Source organism: Streptomyces sp. 8K308, from assembly GCF_004348315.1.
In the GTDB taxonomy this organism is placed as follows: Bacteria; Actinomycetota; Actinomycetes; order Streptomycetales; family Streptomycetaceae; genus Streptomyces.
In genome coordinates this window covers 59,264-85,999 of record NZ_SMKC01000001.1, presented here as the reverse complement: position 1 = coordinate 85,999, position 26,736 = coordinate 59,264, and the positions used below count along the sequence as shown (strand labels likewise).

Annotated in this window: 20 protein-coding genes and 4 pseudogenes; 13 read left to right on the top strand and 11 right to left on the bottom strand. The window is 73.1% G+C overall.

Going from position 1 to position 26,736, the window contains the following annotated elements:
• The first annotated feature begins 18 nt into the window (after nt 1-18).
• The 8 genes and pseudogenes from E1265_RS00375 (at nt 19) to E1265_RS00345 (ending at nt 10,707) form a co-directional block, all read left to right on the top strand.
• Nucleotides 19-1,603: pseudogene (locus tag E1265_RS00375) on the top strand (ABC transporter ATP-binding protein).
• A gap of 364 nt (nt 1,604-1,967) precedes the next feature.
• Nucleotides 1,968-2,111 (top strand): annotated as a pseudogene (locus E1265_RS38420) (SfnB family sulfur acquisition oxidoreductase); the annotation flags it as partial.
• 29 nt (nt 2,112-2,140) lie between these two features.
• Complete coding sequence (locus E1265_RS00365) at nt 2,141-3,295, top strand: LLM class flavin-dependent oxidoreductase (protein ID WP_132928153.1); 1,155 nt, start codon at nt 2,141-2,143, stop codon at nt 3,293-3,295.
• Nucleotides 3,296-3,318: 23 nt separating this feature from the next.
• Nucleotides 3,319-3,870 carry an NADPH-dependent FMN reductase gene (gene ssuE / locus E1265_RS00360; protein ID WP_132928152.1) on the top strand — a complete coding sequence of 184 codons (552 nt, stop codon included), beginning with the start codon at nt 3,319-3,321 and terminating at the stop codon, nt 3,868-3,870.
• A gap of 69 nt (nt 3,871-3,939) precedes the next feature.
• Nucleotides 3,940-4,152 (top strand): annotated as a pseudogene (locus E1265_RS40540) (FAD-dependent oxidoreductase); the annotation flags it as partial.
• Between the two features lie 43 nt (nt 4,153-4,195).
• The gene (locus E1265_RS00355) at nt 4,196-5,569 is read left to right on the top strand and encodes an NAD(P)/FAD-dependent oxidoreductase (RefSeq protein ID WP_207930892.1); all 1,374 of its coding nucleotides are present in this window, start codon (nt 4,196-4,198) and stop codon (nt 5,567-5,569) included.
• A 99-nt stretch (nt 5,570-5,668) separates the two neighbouring features.
• On the top strand, nt 5,669-10,165 hold the full coding sequence (locus E1265_RS00350; RefSeq protein ID WP_132928151.1) for a DUF6531 domain-containing protein: 4,497 nt from the start codon (nt 5,669-5,671) through the stop codon (nt 10,163-10,165).
• A 26-nt stretch (nt 10,166-10,191) separates the two neighbouring features.
• Nucleotides 10,192-10,707 carry a hypothetical protein gene (locus E1265_RS00345; protein ID WP_132928150.1) on the top strand — a complete coding sequence of 172 codons (516 nt, stop codon included), beginning with the start codon at nt 10,192-10,194 and terminating at the stop codon, nt 10,705-10,707.
• A gap of 205 nt (nt 10,708-10,912) precedes the next feature.
• Here the strand turns inward: E1265_RS00345 and E1265_RS00340 are convergent, their stop codons facing one another.
• The 9 genes and pseudogenes from E1265_RS00340 to E1265_RS00300 all read right to left on the bottom strand — a co-directional run bounded on the left by E1265_RS00340 (nt 10,913) and on the right by E1265_RS00300 (nt 18,670).
• A complete protein-coding gene (locus E1265_RS00340) occupies nt 10,913-12,055 on the bottom strand; it encodes an LLM class flavin-dependent oxidoreductase (RefSeq protein ID WP_132928149.1) in 1,143 nt (380 codons plus the stop codon).
• Between the two features lie 86 nt (nt 12,056-12,141).
• Nucleotides 12,142-12,948: an ABC transporter ATP-binding protein gene (locus E1265_RS00335; RefSeq protein ID WP_132928148.1), complete on the bottom strand. Its 807-nt coding sequence runs from the start codon at nt 12,946-12,948 to the stop codon at nt 12,142-12,144.
• Entirely contained in the window at nt 12,924-13,769 is an 846-nt protein-coding gene (locus E1265_RS00330; protein WP_132928147.1) for an ABC transporter permease, read from the bottom strand. The genes E1265_RS00335 and E1265_RS00330 overlap by 25 nt, the downstream gene beginning before the upstream one ends.
• Nucleotides 13,766-14,830, bottom strand: coding sequence for an ABC transporter substrate-binding protein (locus E1265_RS00325; RefSeq protein WP_132928146.1), 1,065 nt, complete (start codon nt 14,828-14,830; stop codon nt 13,766-13,768). Before E1265_RS00325 ends, E1265_RS00330 begins: the two co-directional genes overlap by 4 nt.
• An 873-nt stretch (nt 14,831-15,703) precedes the next feature.
• Nucleotides 15,704-15,823 (bottom strand): annotated as a pseudogene (locus tag E1265_RS38405) (transcriptional regulator); the annotation flags it as partial.
• 32 nt (nt 15,824-15,855) lie between these two features.
• Nucleotides 15,856-16,308, bottom strand: a complete 453-nt coding sequence (locus E1265_RS00315; RefSeq protein ID WP_243740430.1) for a DUF6879 family protein — start codon at nt 16,306-16,308, stop codon at nt 15,856-15,858.
• A gap of 93 nt (nt 16,309-16,401) precedes the next feature.
• The gene (locus E1265_RS00310; RefSeq protein WP_347877137.1) at nt 16,402-16,590 is read right to left on the bottom strand and encodes a hypothetical protein; all 189 of its coding nucleotides are present in this window, start codon (nt 16,588-16,590) and stop codon (nt 16,402-16,404) included.
• Nucleotides 16,591-16,811: 221 nt separating this feature from the next.
• Nucleotides 16,812-17,912 carry a Gfo/Idh/MocA family oxidoreductase gene (locus E1265_RS00305; protein WP_132928144.1) on the bottom strand — a complete coding sequence of 367 codons (1,101 nt, stop codon included), beginning with the start codon at nt 17,910-17,912 and terminating at the stop codon, nt 16,812-16,814.
• A complete protein-coding gene (locus tag E1265_RS00300; RefSeq protein WP_132928143.1) occupies nt 17,909-18,670 on the bottom strand; it encodes a ThuA domain-containing protein in 762 nt (253 codons plus the stop codon). Before E1265_RS00300 ends, E1265_RS00305 begins: the two co-directional genes overlap by 4 nt.
• Before the next feature lie 230 nt (nt 18,671-18,900).
• Here E1265_RS00300 and E1265_RS00295 point away from each other — a divergent pair, with 230 nt between their 5' ends.
• Nucleotides 18,901-19,938: a LacI family DNA-binding transcriptional regulator gene (locus E1265_RS00295; protein ID WP_132928142.1), complete on the top strand. Its 1,038-nt coding sequence runs from the start codon at nt 18,901-18,903 to the stop codon at nt 19,936-19,938.
• Between the two features lie 9 nt (nt 19,939-19,947).
• On the opposite strand, the gene E1265_RS00290 is transcribed toward E1265_RS00295, so the two are convergent.
• Both E1265_RS00290 and E1265_RS00285 read right to left on the bottom strand, forming a co-directional pair.
• On the bottom strand, nt 19,948-20,808 hold the full coding sequence (locus tag E1265_RS00290) for a class I SAM-dependent methyltransferase (protein ID WP_132928141.1): 861 nt from the start codon (nt 20,806-20,808) through the stop codon (nt 19,948-19,950).
• Nucleotides 20,809-20,875: 67 nt separating this feature from the next.
• Nucleotides 20,876-22,351, bottom strand: a complete 1,476-nt coding sequence (locus tag E1265_RS00285; RefSeq protein ID WP_132928140.1) for an ATP-binding protein — start codon at nt 22,349-22,351, stop codon at nt 20,876-20,878.
• 151 nt (nt 22,352-22,502) lie between these two features.
• On the opposite strand from E1265_RS00285, the gene E1265_RS00280 reads away from it, so the two are divergent.
• The 4 genes from E1265_RS00280 to E1265_RS00265 all read left to right on the top strand — a co-directional run bounded on the left by E1265_RS00280 (nt 22,503) and on the right by E1265_RS00265 (nt 26,636).
• Nucleotides 22,503-24,059, top strand: a complete 1,557-nt coding sequence (locus E1265_RS00280; RefSeq protein ID WP_132928139.1) for an isocitrate lyase/phosphoenolpyruvate mutase family protein — start codon at nt 22,503-22,505, stop codon at nt 24,057-24,059.
• Nucleotides 24,060-24,140: 81 nt separating this feature from the next.
• On the top strand, nt 24,141-24,884 hold the full coding sequence (locus E1265_RS00275) for a sugar phosphate isomerase/epimerase (protein ID WP_132928138.1): 744 nt from the start codon (nt 24,141-24,143) through the stop codon (nt 24,882-24,884).
• Nucleotides 24,881-25,993 (top strand): Gfo/Idh/MocA family oxidoreductase, encoded by a 1,113-nt coding sequence (locus tag E1265_RS00270; protein WP_132928137.1) that lies wholly within the window; start codon nt 24,881-24,883, stop codon nt 25,991-25,993. Before E1265_RS00275 ends, E1265_RS00270 begins: the two co-directional genes overlap by 4 nt.
• Before the next feature lie 148 nt (nt 25,994-26,141).
• Nucleotides 26,142-26,636 carry a hypothetical protein gene (locus tag E1265_RS00265; RefSeq protein WP_132928136.1) on the top strand — a complete coding sequence of 165 codons (495 nt, stop codon included), beginning with the start codon at nt 26,142-26,144 and terminating at the stop codon, nt 26,634-26,636.
• Nucleotides 26,637-26,736 lie beyond the last annotated feature (100 nt).

Genomic DNA, 26,736 nt, shown 5'->3' with positions numbered 1-26,736 from the left:
GCGGTTCGGGGGTGATCCATGAACGTCACACGGCTCACCGGGGTCCCGGACCGGCGCTCGGCCGGCCGCTATTTGTGGTGGCTCGCCCGCAGCCAGCGCGGCCGCGTGGTCGCCGGGATGCTGTTCGGCTCCTGTTGGATGGCGGGCCTCACGCTGTCGCCGCTGGTGCTCGCCCGCGCCATCGACGACGGCCTGGCGCCGGGGCGGCCCGGCGCGCTCGCCGGCTGGTGCGCGGCGCTGTTCGGGATCAACGCGCTGAGCGCGTCGTTCGCGGTGCTTCGGCACCGCACCATGACCAGGGTCAGGATGGACGCCGCCTTCCGCACCGCGCGGCTGGTGTACGACCAGGCGACCAGGCTCGGCGCCACGCTGCCGCGCCGGGTGACCGCCGGCGAGGTGGTCACCATCGGGATACGCGACGTGGGCGTCGCGGGCCAGGCCCTGACCATCGCCAGCTCAGGCGCCGTCGGGGTGCTCGCCTTCGCGGCGGTGGCGGCGCTGCTGCTGGCCGTCTCGCCGCCGCTCGCCGCCGTGGTGCTGCTCGGGGTGCCGGTGCTCGCGCTGCTGGTCGGGCCGCTGCTCGGGCCGCTGCGCGGCTCGGAGGCCGGCTACCGGGAGCGGGAGAGCGGCCTCGCCGCCCGGGTGCTCGACATCGTCGGCGGGCTGCGCGTCCTGGGCGGGCTCGGCGGCAAGGACGTCTACGCCGAGCGCTACCGGCGCGACTCGGCGCGGCTGCGTGCCGAGGGCTACCGGGTCGCCACCGTCACCAGCTGGATCCAGGCGCTCGGCAGCGGCCTGCCGGTACTCTTCCTGGCCACCGTGACCTGGCTCGCCGCCCGGATGGCCGCCCAGGGCTCCATCACCGTGGGCGAACTCGTCGCCGTCTACGGCTATGTGGCGGTGCTCTCGATCCCCGTCGCCTACCTGATCGAGGGCGCGTACGACGTGAGCCGCGGCCTGGTCGCGGCCCGCCGGATCGTCCGCTTCCTCGACCTGGAGCCGGCGGGCGACGTCGTCGGTCCCGGCCTCGAACCGCCACCCGCCGACTCCCCGCTGCACGACCCGGAGTCCGGGGTCCTGGTGGCGCCCGGCCTGCTGACCGCGCTGGTCGGCGCGCGGCCCGCCGAGACCGGCGCGGTGCTCGACCGGCTGGGCGGGTTCGTCCACTCGGCGGTGACCTGGGGCGGCGTTCCGCTCGCCGGGATCGCCCGGGCGCGGGTCCGCGACCGGATCCTGCTCGCGGACAACGAGGCCGACCTCTTCGCCGGCACCCTGCGGGCGGTGCTCTCCGGCCGCGGCGAGCACGAGGAGGCGGCGACTCGCCCTGGCACGCGTCGTGTTGGCCGACCCGCACACGCTGGTGCTCGACGAGGCCACCGCGCTGCTCGACCCGGCGACCGCGCGGCACGCGGAGCGCGCGCTGGCCGCGGTGCTGCGGGGCCGCACGGTCATCGCCATCGCCCACCGGCTGCACACCGCCCACGACGCCGACCGGGTGGCGGTGCTCGAGGACGGCCGGCTGACCGAGCTCGGCCCGCACCACGAGCTGGTGGCGGCTGGCGGGGCCTACGCGGCGCTCTGGCGGTCCTGGCACGGCAGGTGACGGACGGTCACCACGGACGGCGGATCGCGCGTCGTCCGACACCTCGTCCCGCATGTCCACCTGTATGTCTCGTATGACGAACCGGGCATTGACGGTCACGGGTGGTCATGCTTGCATCGGAGCATGTCCGGTGCCCGGATCCTGACCCGCCGCCGCTGCGTGGACTTCCTCCGCGTGGCCGCCGCGATCTGTCGCGCTTCCAGCTGACGGCTCCGCGCCCCACGCCGTGCGCGCCCCCCGCGCGTAGCGCGCCTTCGGCCGCGTTCCGACTGGTCCTCCCGCCTGCCCCTCCGCTCGCCCCCGGCGAGCTCGTTCCCGTCTGCCCGCGCGCGTCAGCCGGCCGGGCCGTCCGCCGCGCCCGCCCGCCGCGCTCGACGGCCTCAGGCCGCACCGCCAGTGGCGCGACGCCCGCACCCACACCCTGCACGATCCGGTCCGCTGGAAGGTGCGGCACATCGCCCGCCATCCGCGGGGCGGCACGCCGCCGCCCCGGCACGGCCCGCTGTGACGACCCCCGCGACAGAACGGAGCACTCCCGTGTCCCTCACCTTCCACTGGTTCCTGCCGACCAACGGCGACAGCCGGCACGTCGTGGGCGGCGGCCACGGCGCCGCCGTCACCGCCTCCGGGCGTGACCGGCCGCCGACGGTCGGCTACCTCGGTCAGATCGCCCGTGCCGCCGAGCAGTTGGGCTTCGTCGGCGCGCTGACCCCGACCGGCGCCTGGTGCGAGGACGCCTGGCTCACCACCGCGATGATCAGCCAGCACACCGAACGCCTCAGGTTCCTGGTCGCGTTCCGGCCCGGCTTCGTCTCCCCGACGCTCGCCGCCCAGATGGCGAGCACCTACCAACGGCACACCGGCGGCCGGCTGTTGCTGAACATCGTCACCGGCGGCGAGAGCGCCGAGCAGCGCGCCTACGGCGACTTCCTCGACAAGGACGCGCGCTACGCGCGGACCGGCGAGTTCCTGCACGTCGTCCGGCGGCTGTGGAACGGCGAGACCGTCGACCTGGCAGGCGAGCGGCTGAGCGTGGCGGGCGCGCGCCTCACCCGGCTGCCGGAACCGGTGCCCGAGGTGTACTTCGGCGGCTCCTCGCCCGCCGCTCTCGAGGTCGCCGCCCGGCACGTCGACGTCTACCTCACCTGGGGGGAACCGCCCGCCCAGGTGGCGGAGAAGATCGCCCGGGTACGAGAGCTGGCCGCCGAGCACGGCCGCACCCCGCGCTTCGGCATCCGGCTGCACGTCATCAACCGCGACACCGCCGAGGAGGCCTGGGCCGAGGCGCGCCGGCTGCTCGACGGCTTCGACCCGGCGACCGTGGCGGCCGTCCAGGAGGGCCTCGGCCACAGCGAGTCCGAGGGGCAGCGCCGGATGCTGGCGTTGCACGGCGGCAGTCGCGACGGCCTGGAGATCCACCCCAACCTGTGGGCCGGGATCGGCCTGGTGCGCGGCGGCGCCGGCACCGCGCTGGTCGGCAGCCACGAGGAGGTGGTCGAGCGGATCCTGGAGTACCACGCGCTCGGCATCGAGGAGTTCGTGCTCTCCGGCTACCCCCACCTGGAAGCCGCCTACTGGTTCGGCGAGGGGGTGCTCCCCATCCTCGAACGCCGTGGCCTGTGGCGGCATCCGGCCCGCGCCGACGGGGAACCCGTCGCTCCCCAGGCCCCGTTCGCCGCCGCCCGCCCCTGACCCGACATCGCGAGGTAGCAACCATGGCCGTCGTCCTGTCCATCTCCGGAAGCCCCTCACCCACCTCCCGCACCGCCCGCCTGCTGCGCCACCTGGACGCGCGCCTCGCACTCCAGGGCCACGACGTGATCCCGCTCGACGTCCGCGCCCTGCCGGCCGAGGCGCTGCTCGGCGCCGACCTCGCGCACCCGGCGATCGCCGAGGTCGCCGAACTCCTCGACCGGGCCGAGGGGGTGGTCGTCGGCACTCCCGTCTACAAGGCCGCCTACTCGGGGCTGCTGAAGGCGCTGCTCGACCTGCTGCCGCAGTACGCGCTGGCCGGCAAGACCGTGCTGCCGCTGGCCACCGGCGGCAGCACCGCCCACGTGCTGGCCATCGACTACGCGCTGCGCCCCGTGCTGTCCTCGATGGGCGCCACCCACATCACCCCGGGCTGGTTCGTCCTCGACCGCCACATCCTGACCGCCGACGACGGCTCGCTCACCTTCGACCCCTCGGCCGCCGAGCCGCTGACCCAGCTCGTCGACCAGTTCTCCCTCCACCTCGGGGCCCGGCTGCTGCGCCGCGTCTCCTGACGGCCGCGCGGCCGGCCCACCGGGCCGGCCGCCGGGCGGTTCGGCGCGCACGGACGACGGTCGCCGTGCGTGCGCGCGCCGTTCCGCCGCGTGGCCGCCCCTGTCACACTCCGAGGTGTGGAACGCGGAGACGTGGTCGTGGTCGGCAGCGGCCACAACGCGCTGGTCGCGGCGGCCTACCTGGCCAGGGCCGGCTGGGAGGTCGTCGTGCTGGAGCGGAACGACCGGGCCGGCGGCCTGGTGCGCACCGACGAGCTCACCCTGCCCGGCTTCCGGCACGACACCTACTCCTCACTGCACCCCCTGTTCGTCTCCGGCCCGGTCTATGCCGAACTCGGCGCCGAGCTCGGCCGATTTCGGCCTCGTCTATCGCGGCTTCCACTACAGCTTCGGCGTCTCGTCGCCGGGCGGCAGTGCCGTGTTCTCCACGGAAGCGGCCGAGAACGTGGCGGAGGCCGAGCGCCTCGCGCCCGGCGACGGGGCCGCGCTCACCGCCCTGTTGGCCGACTTCCAGCCCCATGTCGGCCCGGTCTTCGGCCTCTTCGGCGCGGAACTCGCCAACCGCGAGTCGGCGCGCGTCATCCACGACCTGATGCACGACGGACGCACGTACTCGACGTTCGCCCGCGACTTCCTGCGCACCGCCCGCGACCTGCTCGAACACCGGTTCAGCTCCCCGGTGCTGCGCGCCCTGCTGGCCCCCTGGACGCTGCACCTCGGCCGCGGCCCGGACGAGGTGAACAGCGCCTTCTGGGTGCTGCTCGTGCTGATCGCGGAGACCACCGTCGGGTCGCCCACGCCCGAGGGCGGCGGCGACCGGCTGGTGCGGGCGCTGGTCGGACTGATCGAGGCGCACGGCGGGCGCGTGGAGACCGGGCGCCGGGTCGACCGGATTCTGCTGCGGAACGGCCGGGCGGCCGGGGTCCGGACGGCGGACGGCGAGGTCGTTTCGGCCCGCCGGGCGGTCATCGCCTCGGTCAACCCGGACCAGCTCTACCTCGGGCTGCTGGCGCACGAGGAGGGCCTTGTGCCGCCGCTGCTCCGGCGGCAGGCGAGCGAGTTCCGGTACGGGCGCGGCTGCGTGCAGCTCCACCTGGCACGGTCCGAGCCGCCGCGGTTCGCCGACGAGCGGCTTGCCGCCGCCGGCCTCAACCACCTGACCGGCGGCCTGGACGCGGTGTCCCGCTCGATCAACGAGGCCGTCCGCGGGCTGCTGCCGGCCGAGCCGACGATCTCCTTCGACACCCCGTCCGTCGCCGACCCCGCCCGGTGCCCGCCGGGAGCGGCCGTGGCGCGCCTGCAGATCCTCGACGTGCCGCTGCGGCCGCGCGGCGACGCGGCGGGCCGGATCGAGGTGGGCGGCGGCAGCTGGACGGCCGAGGTGAAGGAGGCGTTCGCGGACCGGGTGATCGCGCTGGCCGGCCGGCACGCGTCGAACCTGCCGGGCGCCGTCCTCGGCCGGTACGTGATCGGCCCCGACGACCTGGCCCGCTTCAACCCGAACTGCGGCCCTGGCGACCCCTACGGCGGCAGCCACGAGCTTGCCCAGAGCTACCTGCTGCGGCCGCTGCCCGCACAGCCCTCGCACCGCACCTTCGTGCCCAACCTCTACACGCTGGGCGCCGCCACCTGGCCGGGACACGGCGTCAACGGCGCCTCAGGCTACATCGTGGCGCGCGAGCTGCTGGGCAATGCCTGAGCGTCCCGGCGCACTCTTGTCCCCGCGGCTCCGCGGCGCCTACGGTGGCTGACAACTAGTCAGGTACATGATCGCGAAGCGGCCCGGGGGGGGCATGGCATGGCGCGACCTTCCGACTGGAGTCCGGTCGACATGGACTTCGACCCGACACCTGGCAACCCCGACGAGGTCCGGCAACTGGCCGACGAGTTACAGACCTTCGCCGACGACGTCGGCGAGGCCCTGACCCGCGTCCGGGGGATGGCCGGCGACCGGGCCGTCCAGGACTGGGCCGGTCTCTCGGCGCAGGCCTTCCGCTCGGAGTTCGACGGGGTGCCGGGCAACCTGGAGAAGCTCCAGACCTCGTACGACATGGCGGCGCGGGCGTTGCAGTCGTACTGGCCGAAGCTGGAGACGGCGCAGGGCATGGCGGACCGTGCCCTGGACCGGGCGATCGCCGCGCAGGCCGACCTCTCCTCCGCCCAGGCCGCGTTGACCGACGCGCAGGACTGGGTCTCGCTTGCCGGCGAGGAGGCCGAGCGCCTGGAACGCGAGGGCGAGCGGGAGGGCGTCGAGCCGCCGTCGGAGGCCGAGGTGCGGGCCGCCACGCGCGACGCGAACGCGGCCAACGAGGCGGCAAGTTCGGCCCAGGGCCGGGTCGACGCCGCTGCGGAGGCGCTGTCTGCGGCCCGCGAACTCGCCCGGCAGGCCAAGGAGTTACGCGAGGACGCGGCCCGCACCTGCGCCTCGGAGATCGACGCGGCCTCGGACGCCGGTATCCAGAACCGGCGGTGGTGGGAGGACGCGGTCCACTGGGTTCAGGAGAACTGGGACACGATTGTCGAGGTCTGCAAGGTCGTCGTCGCCGTCCTCGGCATCGTCGTGATGATCATCGGCGGCCCTCTTGCCTGGGTCGTCCTGGCGGCGGCGCTCGTCGTCCTCGCCGACACGCTCTACCGCTACGCCAACGGCGAGGCGTCCCTGTGGGACGTGGCGTTCGCGGCCCTCGACTGCGTCCCGGGCATGCGCGGCCTCACCACCCTCGGTGGCCTGGCCGCCGGGGTGCGCGCCCTGGCGCGAACGGGGCTGCGCGGCATGGCCCGTGGTGCCGTTGGAGCGGGGCGGCGACTGCGGGGCAACGCCGTGGAGTTCGGACGCAGGGTCCTGTCGCGCGACCCTGTGGACTTCGCCACGGGTGCGGTGGCGATGCCCGAGACCGACGTTGACCTCCCGGGTGTACTGCCACTGATCCTCCAGCGACACCATCTGTCCACCTACACCCATGGCCGCTGCTTCGGGAGTTCATGGGCGTCCACGCTGGACCAGCGACTCGTCCTCGAAGAGGGCGGAGTGCTCTTCCGCACCGCGGACGGCATGATCCTGGAATACCCGGTGCCCCTGTCGGACCCGGAAATCCCCGTACTGCCCGTGGAAGGACCCCGCTGGGGGCTCGCCTGGGGCGGGCAGCCTGGGGGGCCACTGACCGTTCACCAGCCGGAGTCCGGCCGCACCCTGCACTTCGCGGCACAAGCCGGTGCCACGGACGGCGAACTGCCCCTGATCGCTGTCACCGACCGCAACGACAACCGCATCGACATCCGCCGCGGTGCCGATGGACTCCCCTCGGAAGTGGCCCACTCCGGGGGATACCGCATCGCCGTCGCCACCTACGAGGGGCGAGTCACCGCGCTGCGGCTGCTCAACGATCCGGACGAGCCCGTCATCCGTGCATTCAGGTACGACGAGGCCGGAAACCTCTCCGAGGTGTACGACTCCTCCGGAACACCGCTGCGGTACGAGTACGACGAGCGTTCGCGCATGACCCGGTGGGTCGACCGGAACGGCCACTGGTACCGGTACGCCTATGACGAGACGGGGCGTTGCGTCCTCGGCACCGGTTCCGACCGCTGTCTGGAGTACCACTACCGCTACGGGCCGGAGGACCATCGCACGGTCGTCACGGACTCCCTGGGCAACGACACCGTCTACCAGTTCAACGACAGCTTCCAGCTCGTCGCACGCACTGATCCGCTCGGCAACACCACGACCCACGAATGGGACCGGTACGACTGTCCGTTGGCCGTGAGCGACCCGCTGGGGCGCCGCACCCGCTTCGAGTACGACGGTCGTGGCCGCCTCGCCGCCGTCGTTCGCCCGGACGGGGCCAGCATCAGGACCGAGTACGACGATCTCGGCCTTCTCACGGAAGTCACGGAGGCGGACGGCTCCGTCTGGCGGCAGGCGTACGACGGCAACGGCAACTGCGCCGTCCTGGTGGATCCGTCGGGAAACCGCACGTACTACACGTATGACAGCCATGGTGGCCTGACCGCCGTGACCGACGCGCTCGGCAACGTCACCCGGATCCGCACCGACGCGGCGGGGCTCGCGCTCGAAGTCGTCGACTCCCACGGCCAGGCGACGCGCTGTCACCGTGACGCCTTCGGGCGCCCCGTCCGGGTGATCGATCCTCGGGGAGCGGAGACCCGGGAGTGTTGGTCGACGGAGGGAAGGCTCGTCCGCCGCGTGCATCCACAGGGCGGGGAGGAGACCTGGGAGTGGGACGCGGAGGGCAACCTCCTCACCCACACCGATGCCAACGGGCAGACGACGCACCACACCTACGGCCCCTTCGGCCAACTGACGTCCCGCACCGGGGCGGACGGCGCCCGGTACGCCTTCACCCGGGACACCGAGCTCAACCTGTGCCGGGTCACCGACCCGGCGGCCCGCACCTGGGATTACACCTTCGACGCCGCCGGACGCGTGGTCGCGGAATCGGACTTCGACAACCGGACCACCAGACTGGAGTACGACGCCGCCGGCCAGGTCGTGGCGCGCGTGAACGGGGCAGGCGAGTCGGTCGGCTACTCCTACGACATCCTGGGGCACCTCGTCCGGGTCACGACGTCGGACGGCGGCACGACGTCCTACTCCTTCGACCCACAGGGGCGTGTGACCCGTGCCACCGGTCCGGGCGCGGTGGTGGAGAGGTCCTACGACCTTCTCGGCAACCTGCTGAGCGAGACGGTCAACGGCCGCAGGCTGACCCTCACCTACGACGCCAACTGGCGGGTCACCTCACGTGAGACACCCAGCGGACACGTCAGCCGATGGGCCTATGACACTGAGGGAGCGTGCACGTCCCTGACGACCGGGCGACATCGTCTGGCGTTCGAGCACGACGTCACGGGCAGGGAAACAGGCCGCCGCATCGGTGAGCGCCTCTTCCTGGCGCAGAACTGGGACATGGACGGGCGGCTCTCCGGTCAGACGCTGACGACGTCCGCGATCGACCACGAGCGTGTCGTGCATCGTCGGGCGTACGCCTATCGCCCGGACGGCTACCTGTCCGGCATCACCGACCAGGCGGGCACCACGGCGTTCACGCTCGACGCGGTCGGCCGGGTCACGGCCGTGACCTCGCCCGCCGGTACGGAGAGCTACGCGTACGACCCGGTCGGCAACCAGGCCGAAGCCCGTTGGTCCCTGGCAGGGACACCGGACGAGACCTCAGGCGACCGCGCCTACCAGGGCACGCTCCTGACCCGGGCCGGTCAGGTGAGCTACGCGTACGACCGGGCCGGCCGCGTCGTCCTGCGACGGCGGAGGCGTCTCTCCCACAAGCCCGACACGTGGCACTACACCTGGGACGCCCAGGACCGGCTGATCGAGGTGAGGACGCCGGACCAGACGACCTGGCGGTACGTGTACGACCCGTTCGGTCGCCGAATCGCCAAGGAGCGTGTCGATGCCGACGGTTCGGTGGCCGAGCGGATCGACTTCACCTGGTGGCTGACATCGCTGGTCGAGCAGAGGGCCGTGTCGAGCGAGCGGGCCGGTCTCGCGGAAACCACCACCTGGGACCACATCGGCCACCTTCCCGTCGCTCAGACCGAAGCCCGGTCGGCCCCACCGGCCGGCGGTATCCGAAGGGAGGCCGAACGAGAGGAGTTCGATCGCCGCTTCTACGCCATCATCACGGACCTCATCGGCACGCCCACCCATCTCGTCACCGAGGGGGGCAAGGTCGCGTGGCAGGGCCGTACGACGCTGTGGGGGATCCCCGTGGCGGAGGCGCGGGGCACCGCGTCGACTCCGCTGCGGTTTCCCGGCCAGTACGCCGACGAGGAGTCCGGGTGGCACTACAACTACCACCGCCACTACGACCCCGCCACGGCACGGTACATCAGCCCGGATCCCCTCGGGCTCGACCCGGCCCCCAACCACTACGGCTATCCGCCCAACCCCTTCGGGTGGACGGACATCCTCGGCCTTTACCCGGCCAGCGGCGGCAGCCTGAACTGGAACTGGCGAAGTCGGCCCACGTTCGGCCACACGTTCAGCACCCATGGTGCCGGTCCCCGCAATACCCGGTCCCTCACCGACCGGGCCAGGAGCACCGGAAACGACCAGGGGCAGTGGCTGGACAACGACGCGGCGGCCGATTTCCTCCGCTCGGCGTACGACCCCGCCGCCGGTCCGCGTCGGGTGCGCATACCGGACGGACTCGGCCAGGTGATCAGGCCCGACGGAAGTATCGTCCAGGCGCAGTGGGCGAATCTCGTCCCGGGGCGCAACGGCGGTTACCGGACGGCCTACCCCATAGCCCCCTGACGAGTGAGCAGCCTATGACCTTCTCGATGTCCTTCACCCCGCCGCAATCCACCCTGGTGCCGGGACCTCCGGACATGCCGCTGCCAGAAGACTATCCGACCATCGTCATGGAGGTCTGCGATCTCCTGGCACAGTACGACTGTCGCTTTCGCGTCGAAGGATTCGGCGATCCCCATTGGGCGTTGGACATCGGGTACGACTTCTCCTCAGTCATGGAACAGCTTCCCGACGTGCTGGCCGCGATTCGGCGCCGTGCCTCGGCCCACCTGGATTTCTACGGGCAGGGCGTCGAAAGACTGCTCGAGTTCTCCTTCGCGGACGATCACGTGCTGATCAGCTGCGAGTCCCGCACGGCGTGGACCCCCGACCCGAGCATCGAGAGGATCGACGCGACCGAACTGGAGACCATGCTCGGCGACCTCGCCAGAGAGTTCTCCCGGGCAGCCATCAGGGTCGATCCCCGACTCGCCGACCTCAGCCCGTTCGCGGACTGGGCTTCCGGCGACGACCGCGAGTCGGACGGCCCGGCCCCCACAGCGTGAGCAGCGCTCATCCGACCGGTCCCGGAGCCGCGCACGCACGCGCCGTCCAGGACCCGCTCAGCCCCAGCGCAGCTTGACGCGGTGCTCGGCCAGGCCGACCACGCCGAGCCGGTGCGCGACCTCGACCGCCCGCCGGTCCCGCGGGGTGCCGGGCGGCAGTCCGAAGGCCCCCTTGGAGGCCAGGCCCCGCCAGGCCTGAGCGCGCTCACGCGCCCAGCTCCGCCCAGGCCGACGCCAGCAACTCGTAGGACCGCACCCGGTCGCGGTGGTCGTGGGTGATGGTGGTGACCAGCAACTCGTCGGCTTCGGTGGCGTCGCGCAGCTCGCGCAGCAGGCCGGCCACCCGCTCGGGGGAGCCGACGAACTGCGTGTCGACGCGGTCGGCCACCAGTGCCCGGTCCTCATCCGTCCACGGCTCGTCGTCGACCTCGCCCGGGGCAGGGAAGGGACGCGCGCCGCCGCCGGCGCGGATGCTCCGCACCCACGGCCCGTAGCCGGCGGCCAGCTCCCGCGCGGCGCGGTCGTCCGGCGCCACCACCACGTCGGCGGAGACCTGCACGTGGGGCCGGCCGAGATCGGCCGAGGGACGGAACGCCGACCGGTAGGCGGCCACCGTCTCCAGCACCGTACCCGGGCTGACGTGGTAGTTGGCCGCGAAGCGCAGCCCGCGCTCGCCGGCCACCCGGGCGCTCTCGCCGGCGCTGCTGCCCAGGATCCACAGCTGCACGTCCGCCCCCTCACCCGGCACGGCGTGCGCGTCAAGGCCCTCGGGGGAGCGGTAGTCGCCGGTCAGCAGGGCCCGGATGTCGTCCACCTGCGCCGCGTAGTCCCGGGGCGTGGCGCCCGGCGGGTGGAGCAGGTGCTGGTGGAGCCGGAAGCGGGGCGAGTCGAGCAGCCCGGCCGGGTTGAACGGCCTCGGGATCAGCAGCGTGCCGACCCGGCGGGCCTCGCGCGGGGCCGCCACGGGCGCCGGCGTCTCGGCGCCGTTCGGCGGCGGCTTGCGGTGCCCCGACCGGCCAAGACCCAGGTCGATCCGCCCCGGGTGTAGCGCGTCGACGAAGCCGAACTGCTCGACGACCGACAGGGCGGTCTGGTGACCGAGCTGTACGGCGCCCGAGCCGACCCTGATCCGGCTCGTCGCGCCGGCGACCAGCGCGATCACCAGCGCCGGCTGCGAGCCGGCCACCCCGGGCGCCAGGTGGTGCTCGGCGATCCAGTACCTGTGGTAGCCGAACTCCTCGGCGCGGCGCGCCAGGTCGACCGTGTTGGCGAGCGCCGCCCGGGCCGTGGCGCCGGAGCTGATCGGCACCAGGTCAAGGACGGACAGTGGCACGGGCCCCGCGGACATGGCACACCCTTTCGCTGCGGCTGAGGAGGTGGTGGATGGTGGCGGCCGGCGCACCGGAGGGGGCGGTGGGCCGGCCGCCGGCCCGGTCATGCCTCCGCCGCCTCCCCTGCCCCGGTGCCGACGGTCTCGGCCTCCGCCGCCTCGGTGTCGACTCCGAGGCGCGCCAACAGGTCGGCGCGCAGCGTCGCGTACTCGGGGCTGCCGGGGGCGCGCGGAGCGGGCAGCGTGATCGGCAGGTCGGCGGCGATCCGGCCCGCGTCGAGCACCACGACGCGGTCGGCGAGCGCGATCGCCTCGTCCACGTCGTGCGTGACCAGCAGCACCGCCGGCCGGTGCGCCTCGCACAGCCGCCGCAGCAGCGCGTGCATCCGGATCCTGGTCAGCGCGTCGAGCGCGCCGAACGGCTCGTCGGCCAGCAGCAGTTCCGGTTCCCGCACCAGCGAGCGGGCCAGCGCCACCCGCTGTTGCTCGCCGCCGGACAGCTCCACCGGCCAGGCACGCTCCCGGCCGGCGAGGCCGACCTCGGCCAGCGCGGTGCGGCCCCGCCCGGTCGCGTCCGGACCGCCGAGGCCCAGCGTCACGTTCTCCAACAGCCGCTTCCACGGCAGCAGTCGGGCGTCCTGGAAGACCACCGAGACGTTCTCCGGCGCGTCGAGCCGCTCGTAGCCGGTCACGTCGTGATCGATGCCGGCCAACACCCGCAGCAGGGTGCTCTTGCCGGAGCCGCTGCGCCCGATCAGGGCCACGAACTCGCCCGGCGCGATGGTCAGGTCGAGCGCGTCGAGCACCCGCCGGTCCCCGAACGCCCGCACCAGGCCCTCGATCCGCACCGCGGCCCCGGTCGCCAGTCCGGTCGTCACTCCGGTCGTCAGTCCGCCAGCGTGCGTCGCCATGACAGCGCCCTTCTCTGTACGAGCCGCACCAGGCCGTCGGAGACGAGGCCCAGCAGGCCGTAGACCACCAGGCCCACGATGATCACCTCGGTCTGTCCGTAGGTTCGCGCCAGCTCCATCATGTAGCCGATGCCGCTGGTGGCGTTGACCTGCTCGACCACCACCAGGGCCAGCCAGGCGTTGGTGACCGCGAACCGCATGCCGAGCAGGAAGCCCGGCAGCGCGCCCGGCAGCACCACGTGCCGCAGGAACGCGACCCGGCCCAGGCGCACCGTCTCGGCCAGCTCGACATAGCGACTGTCGATCGTCCGCAGCCCGTTGTGGGTGTGGACGTAGACGGGCACCAGCACACCGAGGGTGATGGTGACGACCTTCATCGTCTCGCCGATGCCGAACCACAGAATCAGCAGCGGGATCAGGGCCAGCGACGGGATGGACCGCTTGATCTGCACGGGGCCGTCGATCACGCCCTCGCCGAGCCGGCTGAGCCCGGCGATCACGGCCAGCACCAGCCCCGCCGCCACCCCGAACCCGAGCCCGGCCAGGGCGCGCCCGGCGGACGTCCACAGGTTCTCCTGCAGCCGGCCGTCCTCGATCAGCTCCCGGGCCGTGGTGACCACGTCCCAGGGCGCCGACAGGTTGCGTTCGTCGATCCAGCCCGCGGCCGAGCCGACCGCCCAGACCAGGAGCAGCAGCAGCGGGCCGATGGCCCAGCCGTGGCGGATCGGCCGCCCGGGCCCGAGCCGCCGCCTGCGCCGCCGGGGCGCCGGCGGCGGCTGGTCCGTCCGCGGCGTGGCCAACGGAATCTCGGTCGTCGTCACGACCCACCACCCTCCGCTTCCGCGATGGCGTCGGCCGCCACCGTCTCGTAGCGCCGGTCGAACAGGGTCTCGGCGTCGAACGACTCGCGGTCGAGCTCCTCGGCCAGCAGCTCGATGGTCTGCTGCTGCCGCTCGATGGCGCCCGACCAGTCGGCCGGGAACTCCGGGACGCCGTTCTGCTCGACCAGGTACTCGCCGTCCTCGGTGGACAACCCCTGGTCCTCGACGTAGTAGCCCTGGATCCACTCCTCCGGGTGCTCGTTGGCCCAGGTCAGCGCCCGCGCCCAGAGACCGATGAACTCCCGGATGGCGGCCGCCTTCCGGGGGTCGGAGACGGACGAGGTGGGCACCCACAGGTGTCCCGGGTCGTCGCGCAGCCCGTGGAAGATGGTGGTGCCGCCGTCCGGCCCGTACTGCTCCAGGTAGCGCCGGATGTTGACGCCCCCGATCGGCGCCACGTCCACCTCGCCGTTGCCGAGCGCCGTCGGATAGACGTCTCCCGTGCTGGGGATCTCCACCAGCTCCACGTCGTCCGTGGTGAGCCCCGCCGCGTCCAACACCCGCAGGACCAGCGCCCCCTGCGCCTGCCCCGGGCTGAACGCGATGCGCCTGCCTCGCAGGTCCTCCAGCGAGGTGACGTCGACGCCCGGCGCGACGCCGAGTTGGTAGATCGGGTGGTCGACCGGGTCCTGCCGGAACTGCGTCGCCACCAGCTTGGTGTCGAGCCCCGTCCAGTGCGCGTGGATCGACGGGATCTCGGCAGCCGAGCACACGTCGAGCGCGTTCGCCCGGAACGCCTCGGAGCACTGCGGCCCGCCGCTGATGTTGGCCCACTCCACGGTGAACGGGATCTCGTCGATCAGCCCGGACAGTTCGAGGGCGACCTGCGCCTCGGGCGTGCCGATGGTCAGGGTGGTCTCGGGATCGACGGTCGCCGGTATCTCCGCCGCCGCCAACTCCTCGTCGCTCGCGCCACCTTCCGCGTCGTCGGTGGCGCAGCCGGCGAGCAGCAGCGGAGCGACGAGGGCGGCGGCGAGCGCGACGTGTCCAAATCTGGGCATGGTGGTTCCCGGAAATCGTGTGCGTGGAATGTGCGTGGAATGCGGAACGCCGGCGAGAAGGCAGCGGAAAGCAGCGTCGCCGGAAGCGGAAAGCGTGGTGGGAAAGACGCGGAGCGGAGGAAATCAGCGACACATGGCAGTGGCGACGCGCATCAGATCGACGGCGCGCCGCTGGCTGAGCTGGGCGAAGGTCCGCATGTCCGAGAAAGTAGCGAACACGTGGGCGAACGGTCAACCACGTGCACGGCCCCACATTTCGACCGGCCGCCGGTGTAACGCGGCTTCATCATGCGAAGCGAATCTTCCGATGTCAGAAGGCCCGATGAACGCGTGCGAACGGAACATGAAATCCACCGCGCAGCGCTGGCGGGCGCCGCACGGAGATCCCGGCGGCGAGCGGCGTCGGCAACGCCCGCTCGGTCGCCCTCGCGCAGTCGGTGATGGCCTGCGGGGAGCGGCGGGCGGGGTTCGGCTGCTGTCGCGGGCGGGCCGCGACCGCGCCTGGGCGGAGCAGCTCAGCGGCCCGGACCGCGTCCATGGCATGCCGGTGCGCTAAGGCCTGTTCGGTAGCACCTACGGCTGGGGCGGCTGAGGCGGCTCGATGGTCATGGTCGAGCCCAACGCGGGCCTGGCGGTGGCCTACGTGACCAACCAGATGGCGGCCCCGAGGAGGAGACCCGGGCCCTCGAGATCGTGATGGCCGCCTACGACGGCCTCATGGCCTCCGCGCCTGACCGCCCCGCCCCGCTGGGCGCCGACCGGCCCGGCCAGAACCACGTGTCGGGGCCGGCGGCGAGGAGTTCTTACGTGCGGGGGCGTACTCGTCACCGTCGGCCTCCCGCTTGCCTCCGCCGGGAGCTGAGCCTTATTCGCCCACCCGCATCGGATCGCCAGCTCGCGTCCCGTGAGACCGGCGTCCCGGCGGAGGTGTCCAAGGCGGGTGGCGATGGCCCTGCGGGCCTCCTGAACGCTCGACGAGGGGGAGACGGGCATGGAGTTGACTGTCCGGACGTGCGGGGTGAGGGCTAGAACTGGTAGTCCTCGTGCACGATAGCCTTCTGCCACACGGCCTCGAACGCCGATGCGCACAGCGAGGCGATGGTCGGGTCGTCGCTCAGTTCGGGCTCGACCGCGTCGCCGTCGCCCGAGAAGAGGTTGAAGCGCACGAGCCGAGCGTCGATGAGCCAGAAGTCGGCGGCGGGCAGGGGGATGCCGAGTGCCAGTCGGCGCGGCAGCCAGCGGACGTCCTCGCCGGCCTCGATGTTCAGCGGCGTCGTGAAGTGCTCGAACCTGACGTACTCGGAGACCGGCTCGGAGACGAGGCGCGCCCTGCGGATGGTGACGCCGCGCTTGACCGTTCGAGAGACCAGGGAGAACCAGTCGGCGAGGGCTTCGCGCGCGTGGTCGTGGGTCCACTTGCCGGCATGCCACATCGCCACGTCGTCTTCCTCCTCACGCACGGCATAGGTGTCCCTCATCTCCAGATGAACGGCCGAGTACCGGGCGGAATCGAGCAGTTCATCAAAGCTGGGGGCCTTCGGCTTCATCACACGCCTTCCTGATGAGCTGGATCATGCGGTAGGGAAGGCGGACGATACCTCCGACGACGGCAGCGGACTGTTCTCGGCGCAGGCCGCCTCCGTCTCGGCGTCGGGTTTCCAGCCCTGGAAAAGCACTTCCTCCTTCACGTCGTCGATCCATACCCCCGGGCAGTTGCCGCCGTTGGTGTTCGGGTCGATCCCGATGAACCGGAGAGCCATGGGGGAGTTCGCCTTCCGACAGAGTTGCAGGGCCATGCACGACAGTCACCGAGCGCAGCGGAGGGCGTCGAGGGCGCAGAAGCAGCACGGGGGCTCGCGCCCGTGGCTGAGCGCATGCGGAGTTGGACAGGGTAGGGGTCGGCCGTGATCGCGTACGCGCGTGGGTCACCGCCGTGTTGCCCGCCACCGGGGGCGCCGAGCGCGCCTGGTGGCGGGCCCGCTCAGTGCGGAGTGCGCGCGGACGGCCAGGAGTTGAGCGCCTCGCGCTCCGGTCCCGCGGCGGACAGGGCCTCGGCGTGGGCCGCGTCGAGGAGGTCGGCCACCACCACGCGGCGGTCCTCGCGGGAGGAGAGCACGGCCGCGTCGACCATGGCGAGGCTGAGCACGTTCTCGTGGATCTCGCCCCTCGGCGTGGCGCCGGTGCGCAGGGCGTGGACGAAGGCGGCCAGCGCGCCGGCGATGCCGTCCGGCGGTCCCTGGTCGGCCGGTTCCTGCGCGGGGGCCGTGGACGGCAGGGGCGGGCCCTCGCCGTCCCAGGTGGCGGTGCCGTGCGCGCCGCTGAGCCGCCAGTGGCCGTTCCACGAGGTCTCGAGTCCCGGGCTGCACCAGCTGCCCGTGTAGACGTAGCGGATGCCGCCGGTCATCTCGAAGACGGCGGTGGCGGCCGCGTCACCCGCGTACCAGCTCCAGGACGGGTTGTACTCCTGGCAGTAGACCGAGACGGGCTCGGCGTCGAGGACGTAGCGGGCGGCGTCGAAGGGGTGGATCGCCATGTCGAGAAGCAGCGGGTGTGCCATGGCGTCGCGGAAGCCGCCGAAGCGCGGGGCGAGGAAGAACTCCGTGGTGAGGATGCCGAGCGGGCCGAGCCGGCGGGCCTGGTCGCGGAAGCGGCGCAGGTGGCGGTCGTGGCTGCGGGACTGGCTGACCATGAACAGCTGACCGGCCAACTCGGCGGCCGCCGCCAGCCGCAGCGCCTCGGCCACCGAAGCGGCGGCCGGCTTCTCGCCCAGCACCGGCAGGCCGAGGCCGAGTGCCCGGAGGGTGACCGGCAGGTGCGCGGCCGGGGTCGTCACGTTGATGACGGCCTGGGCGCCTGACGCGGCGGCCACCGCCGCCAGGTCGGTGCCGGCGACGGTGCCCGGCGCGCCCTCGGTCGCCGCCGTGGCCGCGTCCGGGTCGAGGTCGACGACGCCGACCAGCGTGACGTCGGGCGAGGCGGCGACCGTGCCCAGCCAGGCCCGGCCCATCGCGCCGGCGCCCACGACGAGCACCCGCAGCGGATCGCCGCCGGCCGGCAGGGTGCGGAAGGCGGGCGCGCTCATGCGGTGCCGTCCTCGCCCTCGAACCAGCCCGTCTCGCTGCGGACCAGCGTCGGGGTGGTGCGAGGTGCGGACGGTGCGGCCCAGGTGACGGCGTTGGCGATGACCCGCCGCACGTCGGGGTGGTGGTAGACGGGGTAGTCCTGGTCGCCTGGGCTGAAGTAGAAGATCTTCCCGTGGCCGCGGCGGAACGTGCAGCCGCTGCGGAACACCTCGCCGCCGGAGAAGGAGCTCACGAACACCAGCTCGTCGGGGGCCGGGATGTCGAAGAACTCCCCGTACATCTCCTGCTCCTCGATGACGATCGGGTGCGGCACGCCGGCGGCGATGGGATGCGAGGGGGCGACCGTCCACACCAGTTCGCGGTCCCTGCCGTTGCGCCAGCGCAGGGTGCAGGTGGTGCCCATCAGCCGGGTGAAGATCTTCGACCAGTGCCCCGAGTGCAGCACGATCAGGCCCATGCCGGCCAGTACGTGCCGGTGCACCCGGTCCACGACCTCGTCCGCCACCTCCCCGTGGGCCACGTGGCCCCACCAGGTCAGCACGTCGGTCTCGGCCAACACCGCCTCGGTCAGGCCGTGTTCCGGCTCGTCCAGGGTGGCGGTGCGCACCACGGCCGCGGCGCCGAGGTGCTCGGTGACGCCCTCGGCGACGGCCGCGTGCATGCCCTTCGGATACAGGCGGGCGACCCTCTCGTCCCGCTGCTCGTGGCGACCCTCGCTCCAGACGGTGACCCGCAGGGGGGAGACGGGCGACGACATGGCCTCACTCCGGTCCTGCCCGGGTGCGGTCGCGAAAATATTTTCGCTACTCCGGGCCTAGTTTTCGCAACAAACGGCAGTCAAGCTAGATCGCCGGCGGCGGCCTGTCAAGGGCGCCCAGGAGCCACCTCGGAGGGCCGAAGGGGCGCGAGGCCCTATGGTGTCTGTTTCGAAAACTGTCGGAACCCACCGAACCCCACGAGCCCCAGGAATCCAACGGAGGCGGACTCATGACCGAAGGCCGGGCCCCACGCCTCACCCTCTCCCAGATCGCCGAGACCGCCGGTGTCTCGGTCTCCACCGTCTCCAAGGTCCTCAACGGCCGGGACGACGTCTCCTCCGACACCCGCGCCCGGGTCGACGCCGTGCTCCGCAGGAACCGGTACGTGCGCCGCGGCGCGCCGACCGCCGAGCCGGCGGTGGCCGGCCCCCGCACCGTGGACCTCGTGCTCGGCGGTATCGACGGCTCGTGGCCGGCGAGCGTCGCGAGCGGCATGGAGGCCGCGGCCTACGACGCCGGGCTGCACGTGGTGATCTCCGTCGCCCGCACGCCGGCGGGCGAGGGCAGGCACGCCCCCGACTGGGTGGACCGGGCGCTGGAGCGGGGCAGCGCCGGCGTGGTGCTCGGCCTCGCCGAGCCGACCGAGGACCAACTCCGGCGGCTGGCCAGGGCCCGGGTCCCCTGCGTGGTCATCGACCCGCTCAGCGACCCGCCGCCCGGCGTCTGGTCCGTCGGCACCACCAACTGGTCGGGCGCCTACGAGGCGACCAGCCACCTCCTCGACCGTGGCCACCGGCGGATCGGACTGGTGACCGGGCCCCCTGGCCACCTCTTCGCGCGGGCCCGCATCGCCGGCTACCGCTCCGCGCTGTCGGCGGCCGGCGCCGACGCGCCCCCCGAACTGCTGCGGCACGGCACCTACGACCGAGCCAGCGGGCGGGCCCAGGTCCGGGCGCTGATCGAACTGCCGGAGCCGCCGACCGCGTTGTTCGTCTGCTCCGACCACATGGCGATCGGCGGCTACCAGGCCCTGACCGAGGCCGGTTTCCGGGTGCCCGACGACGTCAGCGTCGTCGGCTTCGACGACCTGCCGGAGGCCCGCTGGGTCTCGCCACCGCTGACGACGGTGCGCCAACCCCTCAAGGAGATGGGCGGCGCCGCCCTCCGCACCCTCGCCCGGCTGATCGCCGGCGAGCAGGTCGAAAGCCCGCGGACCGAACTGGCCACCACGCTGGTGCTGCGCGGCAGCACGGCGAAACGACGCTGAGCCGGATGTTCAAAGGGGAGGCCGCTCGGCGATGACGAGCAGGTGGCCGGCCATGCCGTGGATGGACGGATCGCCGGCCGTCTCGTAGGCCAGGTCGAGCAGCTTCTCGTAGGCGGCGGGATCGCGTTCCGCGAGAGCGGCGACCCGCGCTTGGCTCCAGGCCAGGATGGACTGCGAGGCGAGAACCCGGCGGACCAGGAAGCCGTGGCCTTCGAAGAACGGGACCACGTCGCCGGGGGCCATGAGGTGGCCGCCGGTGAAGCGTCCTGGGCGCGGATCGTCGTAGCGGCCTTCGTCGAGGATGCGTCCGATCACCCCCGTGGCGAACGCGGCCGAACCGTGTTCCAGAGCCGTTGCCACCAGGCGCATGTAGCGCGGCATGACGGTGGCGGCGAGCAGCCCTCCTGGGCGCAGGACCCGGTGCGCTTCCCGCGCTGCCCGCCGGCGGTCGGTATCCGTGGCCAGGTGGTAGAGCGGTCCCATGCACAGCACGGCGTCGAAGGAGCCGTCCTGGAAGGCGCAGAGGTCACGGGCGTCGGCCTGCTGGACGCTTGCCACGTTCGCCGCGAGATGTGCGGGGGCCTTCGCGGTGCGGGCGCGTGCCACCTCCAGCAGCGCGGGGGAGAGGTCGGTGAGAACGACGCGGTAGCCGCGCCGGGCGAGCCACAGGGTCCACGTCCCCGGGCCCCCGCCGTTGTCCAGTATCCGCCCAGGTGGGGCGGGCAGGAACTCTGCCAATGCCCGCGCGTGCAACTCCCACTCGACGACGCCGTCGGCGGGGCGGCTCAGTCGCTCCGATTCGCGGCCAGCGGACTGTTCGTAGTACTCCCGCACGGCCCTGGTGGAGTCTGGTTCGGAAATCTTGTCCATGCGCCCCCATCCTCGACGGCCCAAGCGGGTGCCGTAAGGCGACAACGAGCCGGGTGAGCACGCCGATTCAGTCGCCGTGGTAGAGCCGCTCCAGGTCGACCAGTTCCACCATCGATCTCCGGTCCGCCTCGTGGCGCAGTTCGTCCGTGAAGCCGGCACCGCTGAAGCACAGCAGACGGGTGTTCTCCGCGTGCAGGCCGTCCCGGGCACGCAGCAGGTCGCGGATGCGCTGGAGGCGCTGGAGGTGGCCGAGGCCCATGGGCTCGTTCCACTTGGCCTCGCCCACGGCCGACAGCACCTCGCGATCGTGCTCGTCACGTCCGAAGACCACGACGTCGAGCTCGTGCCGGGTGCGGTTCGCCGAGTCGGGGACGGTGCCGGACTCGACCCGGGTGCGGCGGCCGCCGAGTGTTCCGGGCGCGGCGAACCAGCGGGTCCAGGTGCGGCACACCTGCTCGAAGTGCGGGCCGACGACCTTGCTGCGGAAGGTCGCCTGCGACCGCTGCCAGACCTGTTCAGCCTGACCCGGGCGTTCCAGGTCGCTCCACTCCGGTCGCATGACCGCGTGGTAGAAGGTCAGGATCGGTTCGGCGATCCGGTAGGCGGACCGTTTGCCGTGGAAGGCGTCGGGGTCCCGGACCACCATCCCGGTGTTCTCCAGAACGGTCAGCGCGTGCGCCAGATCGGTGGCCTTGCGGCCGAGGTAGCCGGCGATGCCGCCCCGGGTGTGGTTGCCGGACGCGATCGCGGACAGCACACCGTGGTAGAGGGCGGTGTCGCGGAGGTCGGGCTCCTCGGCGAGGAGGAAGCGCGCCTCGCGGAACAACGGCCGCCCCGGGTTGAGTACGTTGCGGAGCACCCAGGGACCGAAGTCGGCCGAGCCGGCCGGGGCGTCACCGAGGGTGAACTCACGCGCGTAGGCGGGTGTCCCGCCGACCACGGCGTTGACGAGCAGGGCGAGCCGGGGATCGGTGATCCCCCAGAACCTCGCGGCCAGCCGGTAGTCCAGCGTCGGCACCACCAGTTCAAGGCTGGCGCGGCCGCGCAGCGGCGCGTTGCCCGACAACAGGCCGCCCATGAAGGCAAGGGCCGAACCGCACAGCAGCAGCCGGACGGGCCCACCCGTGCGGCGCCCCTGGGGGCCGAGCGCGCGCTGCAACAAGGACGGCAGTTCGGGGGAGGCCTTTGCGAGGAACGGGAACTCGTCCAGGACCACGGTCAGCGGGCCCTTGCCCGGTGCGGGCAGGGCCATCAGCGTGTCGACGGCCTCGTCCCAGTGCGTGAAACGGTAGGGAACCGGCTGCCCGGCGAACCGGGCCATGGCCGCGCCGAACTGGCGCAGCGACTCGGCCTCGGTCGCCTGCGTCGCCGAGAAGAAGAAGCCGCCGGTCGCTCGGCACAGGCCGTCGAGCAGGAACGTCTTGCCCTGCCTGCGCCGCCCGGAGACCACGCCAAGGGTGGCCTCCGGGCCGGCGTACGACGCGAACCGGACGAGTTCCGACCACTCGAAGTCGCGGTCGAACATGTCCAACGGCTTTTCCACAGGTCACCTCGCTGAGACCGTCGGGCAATGATAAGTCAGGTTATTATAGCTGGATCGATAATAGCTGCCGCATGGCGAGGGCTCAGATGGAAGCACCCGCGTCGCGAACGTTTCGGCGGGCGTCGAAACGTTTGGGGCCTAGCGTCGGGGCATGACGCACCGAGTGCACGAGATCCACGACCACGCGGCCGTTCTCGCGGCGCTCGCCGACCCGGCGTTGGTGCCGGAGCGGCCGGCGGGCGAGGGTGCGGCCGGGGCGAGCGTCGCCTGGCTTCGCGCCACGGTGGCCAGGTTCAGCTCCGGTGAGCCGCACCGGCGGCGACGGGCCCTGGTCGAGGCGGAGCTCGCCCGGCTCGAACCCGCGGTGTTGCGGGAGGCCGCGACGGCTCAGCGTGGCGGGGAGGCCCGCGTCCGGGTGGTGCGGGCCTTCGCCGCCGCCCTCGGCATGCCGGAGCCCGAGGCGGTGGCCCGGGACGTGGTCGCGGTGGCCAGGACCTACTTCGGCGGGACGGACCCGGCCGGCGACGAGGCGGTGGCCCGGCTGGTGGCACGCCTGGCACCGGAGGGCGCGGACGAGGCCGCCCTGGAGGCCGTCGCCAACCGCGTCGGGCTGCTGGTGCAGGCCTGCGACGCGACGGCCGCGCTGGTCGAGACGGCGGCCCGCGACGCCGCCCCGCTGTCCCGGGTCCTCCGGGACACCCCGCCGGTGCGGACCATGCGCCGCGTCGCCGCTCGGCCCACCCGGATCGCGGGCCGCGAGATCGCGGCGGGCGACGTGCTGCTCCTCGACCTCGCCACCGCCCACCGCGCGCACCCCGTGCCCCTCACCTTCGGCTGGCCGCCCCACGTCTGCCCCGGCCGCGCCCACGCCCTCGCGCTCGCCGACGGCCTGCTGCGGCGCCCGACGACCTCGTTCGCCCGCCTGCACCACCAGGCGGCGCCGCTGCTGCTGCCCAACGCCTGGGACCACGCCTCCGCCGTGGCGCTCGCGGCGCGGGGGTTCGCCGCGGTCGGCACCACCAGCCTGGGGGTGGCCGCGGCGGCCGGGGTGCCGGACGGGACGGCCGCCACCGCGGCGGAGACCCTGGCGCTGGCCCGGCGACTGGGGCGGGAGTCGTTCCTGTTCACCGTGGACGTCGAGGGCGGCTTCAGCGACGAGCCCGCGCGGGTGGCCGAGTTGGCCCGAGAGCTGCACGCCGCGGGCGCCGCCGGGATCAACCTGGAGGACGGCCGCCCGGACGGCACGCTCGCACCCGTGGCCCTGCACACGGCGAAGATCGTCGCCGTCAAGGCCGCCGTGCCCGAGCTGTTCGTGAACGCCCGCACCGACACCCACTGGCTCGGCCGCCGGCGGGGGGAGACCGCGGCACGCCTGGCGAGCTACGAACAGGCCGGCGCGGACGGCGTGTTCGTGCCCGGGCTCGCCGACCCGGACGCGATCGCCGCGCTGACGGCCATCCTCACCACCCCGTTGAACGTCCTCCTCACGCCCACCGGCCCGACCGTCGCCGAACTCGCCGCGCTCGGGGTGCGCCGGATCAGCCTCGGCTCGCTGCTGTACCGCACCGCCCTGGGCGCGGCCGTGGCCACCGCGACCGCGATCCGGGACGGGCGGCGGCCGGAGGAGTCGAGCGTGCCGACGTACGCCGAGGTGCGGCGGCTGGCGGGCGACGTGGAAGGAGAGGTGGCGGGGAAGGATCTTCGATGACGGCGGGGGATTGCCAGCGGCGGTAAATCGATTCATCCTCGTGAAGGACGCAGATCGGACGCCTCGAAAGGCACTCCAACCATGGCAACACCACTTGGTGTTCAGCTCTACACCGTGCGCGACGCGCTCGCCGCCGACCGGGACGGCGTGCTCGCGCGGCTCGCCGGGATCGGCTACACGGCGATCGAGCCCTTCAACCCCACCGACGACCCCGCAGGCTTCCGGCGGGTCGCCGACGACCTTGGCCTGACCGTGTCGGGGACGCACGCCATCCAGCTGCTCGACGGGGAGACGGGCCCGGTCTTCGAGGCCGTGGCCACCCTCGGCACGGACCTGGCGATCGTGCCCGCCGGCATCCCGCAGGAGGACTTCACCAGCCGTGACGGGATAGCCAGGGCCGCTGACCTGCTCAACGGGCTCGCCGAGGACGCGGCCAAGCACGGGATCCGCATCGGCTACCACAACCACTGGTGGGAGATAGAGCCGGTCCTCGACGGCCGACACGCCATCGAGGTGCTCGCCGAACTCCTCGCCCCCGAGGTGGAGTTGGAGATCGACACCTACTGGGCGGCGGTCGGCGGCGCCGACGTGCCGGCGCTGCTCGGCCGGCTCGGGCGGCGGGTGACGGCGCTGCACGTCAAGGACGGTCCCGCGGTCAGGGACGAGCCGCACGTGGCCGTGGGCGCCGGGGTGATGCCGGTGCCCGAGGTGCTGGCCGCCGCGCCGGGCGCGCAGCGGATCGTCGAACTCGACTCCTGCGCCACCGACCTGTTCGACGCGCTCGCCGCGAGCCGCGCCTACCTCGCCGGACTGGGGGAGGCATGACCGAAGGACCCGTGGGCGTCGCCATCGTCGGCGCCGGCAACATCAGCGGACAGTACCTCCGCACCCTCGGCAGCTTCCCCGACGTCCGGGTGCTCGCCGTCGCCGACCTGGACGAGGCGCGGGCGCGGGCGGCCGCCGCCGAGCACGACGTGCCGGTCGCCGGCGACGTGGACACCGTGCTCGCGGTGGACGAGGTGGAGATCGTCGTCAACCTGACCGTCCCGGTGGCGCACGCCCAGGTGGCCACGGCCGCGCTGCGCGCCGGCAAGCACGTCTACGGCGAGAAGCCGTTCACCGCGACGCCGGCCGAGGGCGAGAAGGTGTTCGCCGAGGCCGCCGAGCGTGGGCTGCTGCTCGGCGGCGCGCCCGACACCTTCCTCGGCGCCGGCATCCAGTCCGCGCTGCGCGCCGTGCGCGAGGGCAGGATCGGCACCCCGATCGCGGCCGCCACCGCCACCCAAAGCCTCGGCCCCGAGGGCTGGCACCCGGACCCCGCCTTCTTCTACCAGCCGGGCGGCGGGCCGCTGTTCGACATCGGTCCCTACTACCTGACGGCGCTGGTCGCCCTGTTCGGCCCGGTCGCCGGCGTCTACGCCGCCGGCGGGAAGGGCCGCACGGTGCGCAGCGTCGGCTCGGGCCCCAAGGCCGGGCAGGAGTTCCCGGTGGACGTGCCCACGCACGTCCAGGCGATGCTGGAGTTCGGCTCGGGGCTCACCGCCAGCTCGGTGTTCAGCTTCGACTCCTCGATCCACCGGACCTCCATCGAGATCATCGGCAGCGAGGGCGCGTTGGCCGTGCCCGACCCCAACACCTTCGACGGGCCGCTACGGTTGCTGTCCAACGGCGCCGGGGAGTGGGTCGAGCTCCCGGTCGAGGGCTCGACGGCCGGCCGTGGCCTCGGCGTTCTTGAGATGGCGCGGGCACTGCGCGCCGGCGTGCCGCACCGGGCTTCTGGGGCGCTGGCCCTGCACGTGCTCAAGGTGATGGCGGCGATCTCGGACGCGGCGGAGAGCGGGGAGCCGCGCCGGCTCGACGCCGACGGCACGGCCCCGCTCACGGCCCCCGCCCCCCTGCCGGCCGGCTGGGACCCGTACGCGGCCGAACTGTAGGGGCGCGGTCGGGGGGTCGCCTGGCCGGCGGGCCGAGCGGCGAGCTACGAGGGAGACCCGGGCTCGCGCGTACCGGCCGGCCGGGCGGGTGGTTTCGGCTGCGGCGCCCAGCCGGTCTGGCCCCCGCTGGGCGGCGTAGCCTGTTCCCGTGGGGTGTTCGTTCGGGGACGGCTTCGGGCGCGATGTGTACCTGTCCAACGGCGGCACCGAGGTCCTCGTCGACGTACTGACGCTGGCGGTGGCCGAACTCGCGTGCCGGCGCTGGCACTTCCGCTTCGGCATGCTGATTGCCACGCAGGACCAGAGCATGTGGGGGCGCGGCGCCGTCGGATTCCACCTGAGCGAACTCGACTGGGGAGCGACCCCGGTCGAGTGGGCCACGAACCGGCGGTTCGTGCTTGATGTCGTCGGGCTGGCCGCCGCCCGGCACCGCTGGGACGAGCTGGGCTACGACCCGCCGCACGCGTCCGCCGACCTGGCGGAGTACCGGGAGATCGTCGCCGCCTTCGACCCGGCGACCGCCCGCCCCGACCCGACCGTCTTCCCCGGCCGGGACGGCGGGGCGGTCGCCTCCTGTGCCAGGCACCGGGTGCTGACCGCGTGGCCGCTGTGGTCCGGCTGCGTGTTCTGCCACCGGACCTGAGCCGAGGGCCCGGTCGGGACGGCGGCGGCCCGCTCGCCGGCCGGGGCTGAGCGGGCCGGGCGTGGCGGCCCCGGCCGAACGGGCGTGGCCGGCCGCTGCC